We start from the raw sequence: 15305 nt of genomic DNA, 5'->3' as shown, positions 1-15305 counted from the left end.
CAAGGATGTTATTACCAGCATTGTTATTAGGATGATTAAGGTGACAGAAAAGGAATATTTATAAGCCATTTAGCGTTATTACAATGATGGTGATAAACGGCTTAAATATCATCGTTTACGTATCAGCTTCGTCACTTTGATAGTTGGCTGCTCACTTTGGTCGTGCTATTAATCCCGCATATCTTAGGTCCGCAAGTACTCACTTTCAGCTTTATTATCTTATTTTTCTTTAGTATGGCCGCAGCCAAATGGGATAGCAAAAATAAATTAAAAAGACTGCTATCATACTTTGACAAAAATGCCATTAAAAAGAGATTAGATGAACTTGATAGATAAAAGTCCATGTTGAAGAAGATTAATAAAACGGCAATATCATTTGAACAAAGGAAAACTCGCATGAACACTAATAGACGAATGTTTTTCCTCATTCCCATATAAAAAAACGCCACCTTTCGGTGGCGTTTTTAATGGATAAACCTAAAACAGAAGATTACTCATCATCGGCTTTATATTCGACATAAGCTTCGCCTTGGCTTAACCAAGTTGGTGCGGGTTTACCTTTAAGATAATGGTCGAAGTATTCCATCATCCGAATGCTGTAATCGAGCTTATTAGGGTATTTCTTCAGATGATGGGGTTCATCTTCATATTGTAAAAACACCACATCTTTGCCCGCACGGCGCATCGCTAAGTACATTTCAACACCTTGCTCCCAAGGCACCGCATCGTCTTTATCGCCAAACATGATCATCAATGGCGTTTGAATGCGATCGGCATAGAAGACCGGCGAGTTCTCAATATACTTTTGCGGCGCAGCAAAGAGGCTTTCACCTATGCGGCTTTGGCCGGTTTCGTATTGGAATTGGCGCGCAAGCCCTGTGCCATGGCGAATACCGCTGTATGCGCTGGTCATGTTGGCCACTGGCGCACCCGCCACCGCAGCTTTAAACATCTTGGTTTGAGTGATGGCAAACGCCGTTTGATAACCGCTCCAAGAGTGTCCTTGTAGACCAATGGCGTTAGCATCGGCAACGCCCATGTCGATAAGCTTTTGCACGCCCGAGGTCAGTGCTTGAACCGAACTAGCACCGGGATAACCGATATCGAAACGAATATCCGGCAAGAATACCGCATAACCGTTATTCACATACCAAGCGAAGTTTGGTCTGTGGTTGACCTTCATTTGCGGGAAGGCATGCAGTCTATCGGTCATAAAGCGATAGTAGTAAACCAGCACAGGATAACGCTCGCCCGCTTGATAGTTCGTCGGCTTAATCAACACGCCATCGAGCGGCTTGCCATCACCATTAGTCCAATGCACTAATTCGGCTTGGCTCCAATTAAAGGCTTGGCGCTGCTTATCTAAATCGGTTTGCTTCACGGCATTTTGCGGGGCCTGATAGCTTGCGGTATACAAGTCAGGGAACAGATCGAAGCGCTCCTTAGAAAACACTAAGGTATCCGCATCTTTACTGCGCCCAAGCACAGTTAATTTATACTCACCTTCCATCAAGGTTTTAACGCCCGCTTCGCCTAAGGTCGCTTGATAAAAACCATCGGCCTTTGTCTTGTCGCTGTATCCATGCAGCAGCACAGTGGCATTGTAGGCCAGTGTGGTTGGCTCATCGGGATTATCGGCTAAACCTTCAACACGATATTGGATTTTTTGGGCGCGGCCCTGCCCCGCGGTTAAGGCAAATCCGCTTTTCGATGCGGTATTAAACTGCCACACATCGTATTTGTCGTAGACGAGGAAACCAGCATCGTCCTTCAGCCAAGGGCCAAAACCATAACCCGGCGCATTGGAGGGATAATCATGGTCTTCATCGGCAAAACTCACCTTTAAAGACTTGGTCAGATTAGTACGGCGCCCTTCGGCAATATCGTATAAATACACATTACCTTGCTGATAATAGGCCACATATTTACCGTCGCCCGATAAGCTCGGTTCAGCATCGCTGGGTTGTTGGGTTAACAGCGGCAACTTGCGCCCCGTGTTGATATCTACCAAGTAATAATCTTGATAAAAACCCGCCCAAGTGATCATCTTGCGATAGGGTAAGTCAGAGCTTGCCAGCATATAACGCTTATGCTGCGACAGAGTCACATCCGGCACCGTTTTATCGCCAAGCTGCACCACATTATTTGAGCCTAAATGCAGCACGGCTAAGTAAGTGCGCTTTTGCTCTTTATCATATTGTTTGATTTCATGGGGTTTAATCCGCGGATCATCCCCATGCCAGACCTTAAGCCCACGTAGGCCTGTGACAATCTCTTTGTCGTAAAGATCTTTTTCTTCAGCTATTTTCTTCAAGCTGAGCTGCTGGCTCACCTCGGGCACGCGGCCAAAGAAGAGTCGCTCACTGTCTAGGGAGAAGTTTAAACTGGCGTAACGGTTTAACGTCCACTCTTTGGTGTTTGGCACAGGGCGAATTTTGCCCGAAGCGATATCGACTAGGCTTAGCTGATAGCTGCGGCCATAAGGTAATTCACTCGCATCCCCTTGAGTAAAGGCCAGCCAGCGACCATTTTTCGACAGTGAAACCGCACCAATTTGCTGAGTTTGAGATTCAAATGCCGTTGATTTTTTGTAGTCTTTCAAATCAATCAGTTGCAGTTGATGTTGTTTCGCCTCGATATCATTGACCGCAACGGCCAAGCGGCGACTGTCTTTATCAAACTGATAGGCGGTCACATGCTTCAGATCCATCCGCTGCGATGGTGAAGACAAATTCACTAAACTCAAACGACGGCCTTGGTCGAACTTATCGACCTTCACCTTCTCGGCTTTGGGCTTATCATCGGCACCTTCGGTTTTCTCTTTGGCGTCTTTCTTGGCCTCCTCGTCGGCTTCAAACCAAATGGCTAAATGCGCGCCATCGTCGCTAAAGACAAATTCTTTTACCCGTTCAAATTTGGTTTGCGTACCCGTTTCAGTGTCGAGCAGCACCATATCGGCCTTAAGCTTTTTCTTCGCTTTAGCATCGCTGGTTTCAACGGTGAGTAAACTGGGTTTAACCGCCATCGCTACATAACGGCCTGTGTGACTCACGATAGGGTCCGAGCCACCTTCAATCTGAAACGCTTTACCTGTTTGTAGATTCTTAATTAAACCATGGCTATCGCCACGATCCGGTGCCACCTCCACCGCGAGCACTTGACCATTGTCAGCGATAACGGGTTTTTCGAGGGACTCAAAATGCATAATGTCGGTCAGGGTAAGCGGTTTAGTGCTGGTTTCTGCATGGGCATTGGGCAGTATTCCGAGGGATAAAAGCACTAGCGATGTGATAGGTAATAACTTCAATGTCTTCCTCTTTTATGTAGTTGTTAGACTAAAGTAGACTTTTTTAACCATTGGTCCTCCATCATCGTTATAACCCAGTATTTTTACAAGTTATACCCGATAAAAAATCGTGATATTGCTCACTATTTCCTGTGAAGTTTGACCAAAGACGGTTAAAATAATGGGGAGAAAAAACACCAAATTCATAGTCATGTTACCCGGCTAATCCCGGGTCGGACAATTGCAGTAACGACGAACCGTGGAAGGACTTCTCCATGTCAAAAAGAACGATAACCGTAATTCCAGGTGATGGAATTGGCCCAAGTATTATTGATTCAGCCTTAAAAATTCTTGATAAAGCAGGTTGTGATTTTGAATATGAATTTGCCGATGCCGGCTTAACTGCTCTCGAGAAGCAGGGCGAACTACTTCCGCAGCGTACTTTAGAACTGATCGAAAAAAACCGCATCACCCTGAAAGGCCCGCTGACGACACCTGTAGGCGAAGGCTTCACCTCTATCAACGTGACATTACGTAAGAAATTCGGCCTGTACGCTAACGTGCGTCCAGTGTTGTCTTTCAAAGGCACTCAAGCCCGTTATGAAAACATTGATATCATCACAGTACGTGAAAACACTGAAGGCATGTATTCAGGCCACGGTCAAAAAGTGTCTGAAGACGGCACCACCGCAGAAGCGACCAGTATCGTCACTCGTCAAGGCGCTGAGCAAATCGCGACATTCGCCTACGAACTGGCCCGCAAAGAAAACCGTAAGAAAGTCACTATCGTACACAAAGCAAACATCATGAAGTCAACTTCAGGTCTGTTCCTGAAAGTGGCCCGCGAAGTGAGCCAACGCTACCCAGACATCAAAACCGAAGAAATGATCGTCGATGCGACTTGCATGAAGCTAGTGATGAACCCAGAAAACTTCGACGTTATCGTGACCACCAACCTGTTTGGTGACATTCTGTCGGATCTGTGTGCTGGTTTAGTCGGTGGTTTAGGTATGGCACCCGGCGCCAACATTGGCCGTGATGCAGCGATTTTCGAAGCGGTTCACGGCAGTGCGCCAGATATCGCAGGTAAAAACCTCGCGAACCCAACCTCAGTGATCTTAGCCTCTATCCAAATGCTGGAATACTTAGGCATGGCTGATAAAGCCGACATGATCCGTAAAGCCGTATCGGCAGTGATTGAAGAAGGCGACCGTACGACTCGCGATTTAGGCGGCACCCACGGCACGACTGACTTCACTCAAGCGGTGCTTGACCGTTTGTCATAATCGCTTTGCGCGAAACAAAAAACGCACCTTGGGGTGCGTTTTTTTATGGCCGCCATTTAGCGGAATTGCCAAATAAAAAGCCCCAAACATCACTTAGGGCTTCACTCATTAAAAGAACGGTGAAAAACCGCTGATTAGTTCCAAGCCTGGCTCGGTCTAATCCACAGATGAACAGTCACTTCATCACGGTCATGGTATAAGTGCTTACACTGCAACTGGAACTCGTTGATGCCGTTTTCCTTGAGGATTTCCTGCATGGTATTCAAAATCGCCATCACTTCTTTATAACGGCTCTTCATCGGCAGCTTGAGGTTGAAAATCGCTTCTTTAAACCAGCCATTGATGGCCCAAGCTTCAATCAGCTCAGCCACGCGCGCGGGTTTTTCAACCATGTCACACACTAGCCAATAGATGTTTTTACGCTGTGGCTCGAAGCGGAAACCATCCTCACGGAAATGTTTCACTTGTCCGGTTTCCATCAGTTTTTCGTTCATTGGGCCATTATCGACCGCGGAGACCATCATGCCACGACGCACTAACTGATAGGTCCAGCCACCTGGGCAAGCGCCTAAGTCCACCGCATTCATGCCGCTGCGAACCCGCTCTTCCTGCGCTTCTTTAGGCACAAACTGCGCGAATGCTTCATCGAGTTTCAGGCTTGAACGACTTGGTGCATCGGCGGCCATTTTCAGGCGCGGGATCCCCATAAAATAGGGTGAGCTGTTGTTGCTGAAGGAATAACCAACGTAGGCGCGTCCTGGGCCAACAAAACACACATGAATAATCGGACGCTTAGGGTTTTCCTGAGCAAGTAAACTACCGGATTTTTTCAAATGCTGGCGTAAAGGCACAGTAAACTTACGGCAAAATGCCGACAGCTCTTTTGCTTCATTGGTATCAGGGGTTTCAACCCTCAGCTCGCCCGCTTTACTCACCTCACTGAGCGCTGCCACAATCGGGCTGACACGGTCAGACTCGGGCAAATCGGCTAGCAGTTCACTCGCGGCAAACATCTGACGAGCAAAGATCAGCGAATCTAACGACAGTTGCTTGGCCAAAGTATCGCCGCCATCATCGTCAAAACATTGGTATACCACATAGGCATCGTTATTGTTGGCCTTAACAAAGCCACCCACATTGAGCTCAGCCGCTCGCTGTTGGATTTCTGCTGCGCATTCTTTCTCATAGCCTGCACGGCAAAATAAAAATAGGTTTTTCATGGAGATCCTTAAGAAATCCAAGCCATAAACATGGCCGACTATCGATTTGGGCGCCAGTATAGCAATTTCAATACACAAAAGCCCGATTTGCTATCGGGCTTTTGTGCTATTGGCTGCGTGGACGCACGGCGCAGTGGCTGCGCCATACAAGCATTATGACTCGTTACCATCCACCACTTTATGGCGCCATACGGCCGCGGCCAGCAATAACCAACCTAAGAGGAAACAGCCGCCGCCCATCGGCGTGATAGGGCCAAACCATTTGCTGCCGACCAGCGCCAAACCGTAGAGCGAGCCAGAAAACAGCACTATACCCGCAATAAATAAATACGCCGCCCAATCCAGCAAACGCGAGGTTAACCACTGCCCGGCAAAGGCCACGGCAATCAGCGCAAAGGTATGATAGAAGTGATATTGCACCCCCAGATTAAACACATCAATCAGCTCAGGCGGCGCGACAGCCTTGAGCCCATGGGCGCCAAAGGCGCCTAGCGCGACCGCAAAAAATCCGCTTACCGCGGCGAGTAACAACAATCCTTTACGCATCTTTACCTCCAAAAACCAATAGGCTTTACGACAGACGACGCTCTAGCAATCATGCCTGAGCACTTTAGGCCACATTAAGAATAAGCACTAACCAATAAATTTTGTCGATAAATCAACAGCAAATGCAAGGTTAGCCGCTTCGGTCGTGCCTGACGACTTTCTTGGGACAAAACTATGATCCCCATCGGCTAAGTATTCAATTTGGATATCGCGCTTAAGCGGCCAGCTAGGGATTTGCATCTTACCGCCAAACTTATCCCGCTCACCCTGTAGCACTAACACGGGCACTTGGCAGTCGTTTAGGGGTTCTAACCTGGGTTCACCACCCTTAAGTGGAATAAAGGGATAACCTAAACAAATAACTCTGTCGATACGGCTCGCTTGCACACTATCGCAGGCCAGTAACGCCGCCATGCGTCCGCCCATAGATTTGCCCATCAAGACCACACGCTTAACCTCAGGCTGAGCATGTGCCACATCGAGCATCTCGCTAAAACAGGTAAGTAACTTTGGCGCTCTATCAGGTGGGCGCTTTTTACCATCCACGGCATTGGCCTGCATATAGGGAAAGTTAAAGCGCATCACTTGAAATCCATTTGCGACAAGACCTGCTGCAATTTGGCACATAAAGTCTGAATCTCGATTCGCCCCAACACCGTGGGCAAATAAAATCAAGGTCTCTGATGGCTCACCTTCTAACACATAGGCACTAGGCACCACATCCTCGTTGACCAAAGGATTATCCGGGCAACAACTCACTGCGTGACTCCTCGGCAAACATATCTAACATCCACTCACGGAACGCAACCACTTTACCCAGCTCGGCATGATTCTGTTGGCAGACGAGGTAATAGGCATCTTTGCTCACTAACACTTCTTGGAATGGGCACACCAGTCGACCCGCCTTAATATCGGGGCGAGCGAGTACGCTATAACCTAAGGCCACACCTTGGCCATGGGCAGCCGCCTGCAAAACGAGGGAAGAGTGACTGAAAATCGGCCCTTGGTTGACGTTGATATCGTGAATGCCACATTGTCTAAACCAAGCCTGCCAATCGTGACGGCTCATATCATGCAGCAAGGTGTGGTGCTTTAAATCTTCCGGCTTAGACAAGGGCTTAGGGCCGTTTAACAGCATGGGCGAACATACAGGGATCAGCACTTCATTACGAAGTTTATCGGCGCGAAGCCCAGGCCAATTACCTAAACCATAATAAATGGCAACGTCGACATCGTCGGTTAAAGAGCTGGCCTCTGTGTCTACCGCCTTAATTCGTACGTCAATGTCTGGATTTTTTTCACTAAACTTCGACAGGCGCGGCACCAGCCACTGAATAGCAAAGCTTGGCGACATGCTCACGGTTAACGAACCAATGGCGCTACGCGCAAGCAGCCTGTCGGTCGCATCCGCCAGTTGGGTGAAGATATCTTTAATATCGAGAAAATAGCTCTGGCCTTCTTCGGTCAATAGCAGCGAACGATTCTTTCGGCGAAATAATTTTAATCCGAGAAAATCTTCCAGCGCTTTAATTTGGTGACTCACCGCAGCCTGAGTCACAAACAATTCTTCAGCCGCTCGAGTAAAGCTCAAATGCCGTGCGGCGGCCTCAAATGCTTTAACCGCATTCAGTGGTGGTAAGCGTCTTGACATAGTGATCTCTATCTCAATTTTTAATTAGTTTTTCTAATCCGTATTGTTACATTTAATCGTTTGTAAAGGCCAGCGTTTTTGATTAAATTTTGCGCCAACGAAACACATGAGTTGGACAATCTCGAACGGGTGATGGGAATGTCTGACAGCAATACTTTGTCAGCCCGGAGGCGACTATGTTCAATTTAAAATCTGCTTTTGCGTTAGTGTTAGTCAGCGCACTCAGTGCCAATGTCAGCGCAAATGTTATCGATGCAGAAATTATCATCGACACCAGTGATTTACAGGCAAGCATCAATGCCGAACTGACTGCGACGATGGAAAAAATGCATGAAGAAGCGCTGCAGGATCCTACCTTATTGCTTGCCGATGAAGTGTTACCGGCCCAGCAAGTGGTCAAGACCGAATAAATTGCACTGCTTATCCGTAAAATAAAAGCCGCATTCCAATGCGGCTTTTTTGTATTCGTTTACCTGCGAATTGGCGCATTAAGGCCAAAGTTGATGTTTGGCCTTAGCTCGCGTTTTACTGGCTATCGCTTAAGGGCGGTAAACCTTAACATTGTGATAACCTTGCTCAATCAGGTATAGCGCCTGTAATTTACTCATCACCCCACGCTCGCAGTACAACAGGTAAGTCTTCTGCTTATCGAGATCGGCAAATTGAGTCGCTAATTTGAAGAAAGGAATGCGCTTGATTTCCACACCTTCAATCTCCAGCGGCTTGTTCTCTTCTTCCTCTGGAGCGCGAATATCAATCACCACTTCATTGGTGTCGATAGCAACAACGGTTTCAGTTTCAGTGATACGCGTATTCATTTGTTCTGCTATCTCCCTGATATCAATGGCCACGGCCTGCTCAACGATACGGTCAATCAAGTCCTCAGAGAATTTGGTCTCTTCGGCCTCAACCTTGGCCAGTACCGCCTTCACGGTTGGCTTTTGCGAAATCACACCGCAATACTCGGGCATGGATTTAGCAAAATCTTCAGTGCCGATACGGCGGCATTCGTTGATGATGTCCTGCTTGTCCATGGCGATCAGTGGGCGCAGGATCAACATATCGGTACAGCGGTCAATCACGTTTAAGTTAGTTAAGGTTTGGCTCGATACTTGGCCTAAACTCTCACCTGTGACAATCGCCTGAATGCCCATACGCTCTGCGATACGCGCTGCAGTACGCATCATCATACGCTTGAGCACCACCCCCATTTGACCGTTGTCGATTTTCTCTAAAATCTCGGCCACTACAGGCTCGAACGGCACAGATACAAACTTCACCTTGTGGGATTCACCATAGGTTTTCCACAAATGGTAAGCGACTTGTTTCACGCCAATTTCATGCTGCGCGCCGCCGAGGTTGAAGAAACAGTAGTGGGTACGAGCGCCCTTCTTAATAAATTGGTAGCTCGACACGCCTGAGTCAAAACCGCCCGAAATCAACGACAATACATCTTCCTGTGTCGCCATTGGGAAGCCACCTAAGCCTTCGATACGCTTGGTCACCATATACAGTTTATCGCCCTCGATTTCGAGGTTAACTGTCACTTCTGGGTTCTTTAAACGAACACCAATCGCATCGGTAAACTGGTTTAAACCACCACCGACATAACGCTCGACTTCGATAGAGTTAAAATCGTGGGAGCCAGTACGTTTGACGCGCACACAGAAGGTTTTACCGGCAATTTGGTCACGGTAAACGGGTAAAACTTGCTGGTAGATATCATCAACTGAGGTAAAGCTGTATTCATCCACTTGCACCACATGGGCGATCCCAGGAATACAGGCTAAACGCTCACCAAAGGCCTGAGCTAATTCAGGTTTATCATTTGGCACCTTTACCCAAATACGGTCCCATTGACGTTGCACTTTGGCATCTTCATCAACTTTTTTGAGCACGTTACGGATGTTGGTTTCAAGCATTTTGGTGAAGCGCATGCGCACGGGCTTGCTCTTCATCATGATTTCTGGGTACAGCTTTACAATAAACTTCATGGGATTTCCGCGGGCAATTTTGTAAACAGCAAAATTGGTTAAAAGAATAATCGCCGGATTATAACAAACTCACGGCGATTGGCGCACCTGTTTCCACACTCGGACTGCTCGTGGCGTGCGCTTATGCACAGTTGAACTTATAGTCAAAAAATCACAAATAAAAAAGCCGTGAGCAAGTCACGGCGTTTTTATCGAATCACAGGTTTGGTTTAAAAGCTATTTACCTACTTGAATTTCTTCGGATTCTTTGGCTTTACCCTGTTCAATGGCGATCTCAACTCGACGATTTCGTGCGCGGTTTTCAGGTGAGTCATTGGGCACGATTGGATTATTCGACGCCATACCGACCACTTTCATCCGCTTAGGATCGAAGCCCTTCACTTGCAGCAGCACATCGGCCACCGCCACAGCGCGTTTACTGGAGAGATCCCAGTTCGAGCTATAGAGCTCATCACTTATCTGCATATCATCAGTGTAACCCGATACCGTGATGATCCCCGGCACATCTTTTAGCAATTCACCGACCGAGCGCACCACGGGTTTAAATCGCGGCTGCAGGAAGCCAGATCCTGAGGCAAATGAGCCCTTCTCACGGATACGGATAATGATTTGCTGCCCAAGTGACTCAATTTCGATCGCCCCATCGGTGATCTCATTATTGAGTTCCTGTGCCATTTTCTTCACTTGCTGATTGATTTTATCCTGCGCCGCCGCGGCTTCGGCCTTCACCGCATCCGCCGTTTCTTGGGCCGTCGCCGAGGCTTCACCGCCCCGCTGTGAACCATTTTGCTGCTGCACACCACCCGCGCTATCGTCTTCACCCGCTTGATAATCCAATACAGGCTCGGTCATTTCGTTGGTTTGTTGGTTAATGATTTCAATCGGCGTGGGATCGGGGCGACCAGGGCGAAACTCCAATGCAATCACAGACGTCCCCTTAGGAATGTCTTTGACTTCGACCTTGTTTTGCACCCCGAAGGCATACTTCATCGAGCCTGCGATCTGCTTAAACTTCATCACGTCCATTTCGGAGAATGACAGCAGCAGCACGAAGAAACACATCAAGAGGGACATCAAATCGGCAAATGTTGCCAACCAGAGCGGCGCTCCGGGCGGTGGACAGTTGCACTTAGCCATGGGCTACTCTCCGTCCGTTGTATCGATTTTCCGCTGTTTTTCAGCAAGATAATTCTTCAAGAAACCTTCAATCACCCGTGGGTTTTGGCCATCTTGAATGGCTAATACCGCATCCATAATCAGGTTGCGGTTAAGCATTTCTTCACCCATGCGTAGGGTGAGTTTATCGGCAATGGGAATACACACCATGTTGGCGACCACGGCGCCGTACAGCGTCGTTAACAAGGCCACCGCCATCGATGGACCAATCGATTTAGGATCCGACATGTTGGATAACATGGCCACCAAGCCCACTAAGGTACCAATCATCCCCATCGCGGGGCCAACGTCACCAAAGGCCCTAAAAATCGCAATGCCGTTGCGATGGCGCTCTTCTGTAAGGGCAATGTCTTTTTCAAGTGCGGCGCGCACCACTTCACCATCGTGACCATCGACCAACATATCGACGGCTTTTTGCATAAAACTGTTGGAAATTTGCGCTTCTTCGAGGGCAAGGAATCCGCCTTTACGGGCGGCGTCCGCCATAGTCACGGATTGCTCGATAAGATCTTCAGGCTTATCAATCTTAAACATAAAGGCTTTGACGGCGATTTTTACCGCCCCCAAAAACTGTTTGAGATTGAATTTCATCATTACAACGAAGAATGAACCACCGAACACGATAAACACTGAGGGGACGTCGATAAAGATTGCCAGGCCGCCGCTGGTCATCATAGCCCAAAGGATAAAACCAAAGCCCCCGACTAGTCCTATAACTGTAGCTAAATCCACAACGGCTCCTCAATATTCGGTATAAACGACATGATACTGACTCTATTCGCAAAATAATACAAAATGTCATCCGCATAGGGATTACACTTTGGTTTTAACCTGAGCCTTACTCTATGATGTCAAAGGATGATTATAAGCATAATGCTATTATTGTCATTTATCGGACAAGCACTAAGCAAGTTTAGCGACAATTTCTATTTTCTGAAAAAAATTCAGCAACAAAGCGTGCTATTGAGCAAATATCCGTCGACTGAATTTGACCCTTGAGTCGCCCTGATATACCTTGTGTCCGCTCTTTCAAAGGAATTATTAACGTGGCGAAGAAACCCGAAAATCTCAGTTTTGAAGAATCCCTTGGTGAACTCGAGCGCATCGTTGCCGAATTAGAACAGGGCGATGTCTCTCTGGATGATGCGTTAAAACAATTTGAACGTGGCATCAATCTGGTGCGTAACAGCCAAGCAAAACTCGAGCAAGCTCAGCAAAAAGTGGCCATTTTACTCAAGCAGGATGAAAATGCGCCCCTCTCTCCCTATGCCGTTGAGGGCGAATAAGCGTGTTAGTCAATGCAATAAAAGAATATCAACTACGGGTTGATGACCAATTAAAACAACGTTTCAGCACACTCGAAGACACTGCGCCACAATTAAAGGCCGCCATGACTCACGGCGCGCTGTTAGGCGGTAAGCGTATTCGTCCCTTCTTGGTTTACAGTGTGGGGCAAATGTTTGGCGTGTCGCTTGAAAAGCTCGACGCCTGCGCCGCCGCCATTGAGTGTATTCATGCTTATTCGTTAATCCATGACGATTTACCCGCCATGGACGATGACGACCTTCGTCGTGGTCAGCCCACAGTGCATATCGCCTTCGATGAGGCGACCGCCATCCTTGCTGGGGATGCTCTGCAAACCTTAGCCTTTGAAATTGTTACCGAAGCAGTACCAGGGATCAGCAGCGAGCAGCATATCGCTATGGTGAGAGCGCTGGCGAAAGCCTCGGGCTACCGTGGTATGTGTGGCGGCCAAGCGATTGACTTAGCCTCAACCGATAAGCTCATCGACCTTAAGGCCCTAACTCAACTCCACAATATGAAAACGGGCGCCCTTATCAGCTGCGCCGTTGAGTTAGCCTTGATTGCCGCTAATGCGCCAAAAGATGAATATCAGACTATGATGGAATTTGCCCATGCGGTAGGACTTGCCTTCCAAGTGCAAGACGATATTCTGGACATCATTGCCACCACGGAAGAACTCGGCAAACCCCAAGGCTCAGACGCCGAGTCCAATAAGAGTACTTTTCCGCAACTACTTGGACTGCAAGGCGCCAAAGATACCGCCGCGCAACTGATCCAAGAGGCACTATCAGCGCTGGCTAAATTGCCATACAATAGCCAGTTAATCGCAGACTTCGCCCGCTATATCATTGAGCGAAGAATATAATAAGAGACGAAGTATCTCGCTATGAGTTTGGACATTTCACAGTTTCCCGTGTTGGCTCAGGCCAACACTCCTAATGAACTCCGCCAGCTTCCTCAGGCCCTGTTACCTCAATTGGCCGATGAGTTGCGGGAGTTTCTTCTTAAGTCCGTTGGCATGTCCAGCGGACATTTTGCCTCTGGACTCGGCACAGTCGAACTGACTGTTGCCCTTCATTATGTCTATAACACCCCGTTTGATCGTTTGATTTGGGATGTTGGCCACCAAGCCTACCCCCATAAAATCCTCACCGGTCGCCGCGACAGAATGCACACCATTAGGCAAAAGAACGGTTTACACCCTTTCCCTTGGCGGGAAGAAAGTGAATACGACACCTTTAGCGTCGGACACTCTGGCACATCCATCAGTGCCGCATTAGCCATGGCCGTTGCCGCCGAAAAAGAGCAGGCAGGCCGTAAAGTGGTTGCCGTGATTGGCGATGGCGCCATGACGGGCGGTATGGTGTTCGAGGCCATGAATCACGCGGGTGATTTGCACAACGATATGCTGATGGTGCTGAACGATAACGAAATGTCGATTTCAGAAAACGTCGGCGCGCTCAATAATCATTTAGCGCAACTGATGTCGGGCCGCCTCTACACCACGATTCGTGAAAGCAGCAAGAAAGTGCTCAAGGGCATGCCTGTCATCAAAGAGATGGCCAAGCGCACCGAAGAACACCTCAAGGGCATGGTTGTACCTGGCACTCTGTTTGAAGAGTTAGGCTTTAACTATATCGGCCCGATCGATGGCCACGATGTCGACGCCCTAGTGGAAACCCTGCGCAATATGCGCTCTCTAAAGGGGCCACAAGTGCTGCACATCATGACCAAAAAAGGTCGTGGTTATGAACCGGCCGAGAAAGATCCTATCGGTTGGCACGCGGTACCTAAATTTGACCCGTCACAGTTTAAGAAACCAGCTACTAAGCCGGGACTGCCGACCTTCTCCCAAGTGTTTGGCAAATGGTTATGTGATACTGCCGAACAGGACGAAAAAGTCTTAGGCATTACCCCTGCCATGCGTGAAGGTTCGGGCATGGTGGAATTTTCGCAGCGCTTCCCGAAACAATATTTCGATGCCGCCATTGCCGAGCAACATGCGGTGACTTTAGGTGCCGGATTTGCCTGTGAAGGCTTTAAGCCTGTGGTCGCCATTTATTCGACCTTCCTGCAACGGGGTTATGATCAACTGATCCACGATGTGGCACTGCAGCGTTTACCTGTATTGTTCGCCATTGACCGTGGCGGTATCGTCGGTGCCGACGGCCCAACTCACCAAGGGGCATTCGATTTAAGCTTTATGCGCTGCATCCCGAATATGGTGATCATGGCGCCATCGGATGAAAATGAATGTCGCCAAATGCTCTATACCGGTTATTGCTATGATGCAGGTCCGAGCGCGGTGCGTTATCCAAGGGGCAGCGCCACTGGCGCGACTCAGGTAGAAGCCATGACGGCATTGCCGATAGGTAAAGGCGTGATTAAGCGTTTAGGCAAACGTATCGCCATGCTGAACTTTGGTACCACCTTAGCCGCCGCCTTAACCGCCGCAGAAAGCTTAGACGCCACCGTCGTCGATATGCGCTTTGTCAAGCCATTAGATGTGGATTTGGTTAAAGAAATGGCGCAAACCCACGATGTGCTCGTGACAGTGGAAGAAAACGCCATTATGGGCGGCGCAGGCTCTGGCGTTTTAGAGCTACTGCAAAAGCTTAAAATGCCAAAACCTGTGCTGCAAATCGGCCTACCCGATGAGTTTATTAAACATGGCTCTCCAGAAGAAGTGACCCATGATTTACAACTCGATGCCGAAGGTATGTTGGCGCAAATTAATGCCTTTCTTGCCGATTGAGTGTTGATGGGAGCTAAGCTCCCATTAATCGTAATGAATCACGATTAATGGCAAATAGAAAAACAACAGACAAATAAAAAGGACTG

General features: G+C 48.3%; 13 protein-coding genes. 5 read left to right on the top strand and 8 right to left on the bottom strand.

Annotation, left to right across the window (positions count from 1 at the left end; translation table 11 throughout):
• Positions 1 to 490 precede the first annotated feature (490 nt).
• The gene (locus ACUZ8J_RS06535) at positions 491 to 3307 is read right to left on the bottom strand and encodes a prolyl oligopeptidase family serine peptidase (protein WP_446693386.1); all 2817 of its coding nucleotides are present in this window, start codon (positions 3305 to 3307) and stop codon (positions 491 to 493) included.
• A gap of 254 nt (positions 3308 to 3561) precedes the next feature.
• Between ACUZ8J_RS06535 and ACUZ8J_RS06530 the strand changes: the two genes are divergently transcribed.
• The gene (locus tag ACUZ8J_RS06530) at positions 3562 to 4572 is read left to right on the top strand and encodes an isocitrate dehydrogenase (RefSeq protein ID WP_011623471.1); all 1011 of its coding nucleotides are present in this window, start codon (positions 3562 to 3564) and stop codon (positions 4570 to 4572) included.
• Positions 4573 to 4706: 134 nt separating this feature from the next.
• Here ACUZ8J_RS06530 and rlmM read toward each other — a convergent pair whose 3' ends face one another.
• From rlmM to ACUZ8J_RS06510, 4 genes are all read right to left on the bottom strand, one after another.
• Complete coding sequence (gene rlmM / locus ACUZ8J_RS06525; protein WP_446693385.1) at positions 4707 to 5792, bottom strand: 23S rRNA (cytidine(2498)-2'-O)-methyltransferase RlmM; 1086 nt, start codon at positions 5790 to 5792, stop codon at positions 4707 to 4709.
• A 153-nt stretch (positions 5793 to 5945) separates the two neighbouring features.
• On the bottom strand, positions 5946 to 6338 hold the full coding sequence (locus ACUZ8J_RS06520) for a DUF423 domain-containing protein (RefSeq protein WP_446693384.1): 393 nt from the start codon (positions 6336 to 6338) through the stop codon (positions 5946 to 5948).
• Positions 6339 to 6425: 87 nt separating this feature from the next.
• A complete protein-coding gene (locus ACUZ8J_RS06515) occupies positions 6426 to 7097 on the bottom strand; it encodes an alpha/beta fold hydrolase (RefSeq protein ID WP_446693383.1) in 672 nt (223 codons plus the stop codon).
• Complete coding sequence (locus tag ACUZ8J_RS06510) at positions 7078 to 7989, bottom strand: transcriptional regulator GcvA (protein ID WP_023268106.1); 912 nt, start codon at positions 7987 to 7989, stop codon at positions 7078 to 7080. Before ACUZ8J_RS06510 ends, ACUZ8J_RS06515 begins: the two co-directional genes overlap by 20 nt.
• Before the next feature lie 176 nt (positions 7990 to 8165).
• On the opposite strand from ACUZ8J_RS06510, the gene ACUZ8J_RS06505 reads away from it, so the two are divergent.
• Positions 8166 to 8399 carry a hypothetical protein gene (locus ACUZ8J_RS06505; protein WP_011717760.1) on the top strand — a complete coding sequence of 78 codons (234 nt, stop codon included), beginning with the start codon at positions 8166 to 8168 and terminating at the stop codon, positions 8397 to 8399.
• 129 nt (positions 8400 to 8528) lie between these two features.
• Here ACUZ8J_RS06505 and thiI read toward each other — a convergent pair whose 3' ends face one another.
• The 3 genes from thiI to pomA all read right to left on the bottom strand — a co-directional run bounded on the left by thiI (position 8529) and on the right by pomA (position 11891).
• Positions 8529 to 9983 carry a tRNA uracil 4-sulfurtransferase ThiI gene (gene thiI, locus ACUZ8J_RS06500; protein ID WP_011717761.1) on the bottom strand — a complete coding sequence of 485 codons (1455 nt, stop codon included), beginning with the start codon at positions 9981 to 9983 and terminating at the stop codon, positions 8529 to 8531.
• A 216-nt stretch (positions 9984 to 10199) separates the two neighbouring features.
• Entirely contained in the window at positions 10200 to 11120 is a 921-nt protein-coding gene (locus ACUZ8J_RS06495; RefSeq protein ID WP_011623478.1) for a flagellar motor protein MotB, read from the bottom strand.
• A 3-nt stretch (positions 11121 to 11123) separates the two neighbouring features.
• Complete coding sequence (gene pomA / locus ACUZ8J_RS06490; RefSeq protein WP_011717762.1) at positions 11124 to 11891, bottom strand: flagellar motor protein PomA; 768 nt, start codon at positions 11889 to 11891, stop codon at positions 11124 to 11126.
• A 314-nt stretch (positions 11892 to 12205) separates the two neighbouring features.
• On the opposite strand from pomA, the gene xseB reads away from it, so the two are divergent.
• The 3 genes from xseB to dxs are packed head-to-tail and all read left to right on the top strand — an operon-like array spanning position 12206 to position 15219.
• A complete protein-coding gene (xseB, locus tag ACUZ8J_RS06485; protein WP_011623480.1) occupies positions 12206 to 12445 on the top strand; it encodes an exodeoxyribonuclease VII small subunit in 240 nt (79 codons plus the stop codon).
• Between the two features lie 2 nt (positions 12446 to 12447).
• A complete protein-coding gene (ispA, locus tag ACUZ8J_RS06480) occupies positions 12448 to 13329 on the top strand; it encodes a (2E,6E)-farnesyl diphosphate synthase (RefSeq protein WP_086902310.1) in 882 nt (293 codons plus the stop codon).
• Between the two features lie 21 nt (positions 13330 to 13350).
• A complete protein-coding gene (gene dxs, locus ACUZ8J_RS06475; protein ID WP_446693382.1) occupies positions 13351 to 15219 on the top strand; it encodes a 1-deoxy-D-xylulose-5-phosphate synthase in 1869 nt (622 codons plus the stop codon).
• Positions 15220 to 15305 lie beyond the last annotated feature (86 nt).

Source organism: Shewanella sp. Koi 1 (assembly GCF_052907445.1).
This window is presented reverse-complemented; position numbering and strand designations above follow the sequence as displayed.

Bases quoted from the DNA above. Each gene is read 5' to 3' on its own strand.
- ACUZ8J_RS06530 (WP_011623471.1), top strand. From the start codon at position 3,562: ATGTCAAAAAGAACGATAACCGTAATTCCAGGTGATGGAATTGGCCCA.
- rlmM (WP_446693385.1), bottom strand. From the start codon at position 5,792: ATGAAAAACCTATTTTTATTTTGCCGTGCAGGCTATGAGAAAGAATGC.
- ACUZ8J_RS06520 (WP_446693384.1), bottom strand. From the start codon at position 6,338: ATGCGTAAAGGATTGTTGTTACTCGCCGCGGTAAGCGGATTTTTTGCG.
- ACUZ8J_RS06510 (WP_023268106.1), bottom strand. From the start codon at position 7,989: ATGTCAAGACGCTTACCACCACTGAATGCGGTTAAAGCATTTGAGGCC.
- ACUZ8J_RS06505 (WP_011717760.1), top strand. From the start codon at position 8,166: ATGTTCAATTTAAAATCTGCTTTTGCGTTAGTGTTAGTCAGCGCACTC.
- thiI (WP_011717761.1), bottom strand. From the start codon at position 9,983: ATGAAGTTTATTGTAAAGCTGTACCCAGAAATCATGATGAAGAGCAAG.
- ACUZ8J_RS06495 (WP_011623478.1), bottom strand. From the start codon at position 11,120: ATGGCTAAGTGCAACTGTCCACCGCCCGGAGCGCCGCTCTGGTTGGCA.
- dxs (WP_446693382.1), top strand. From the start codon at position 13,351: ATGAGTTTGGACATTTCACAGTTTCCCGTGTTGGCTCAGGCCAACACT.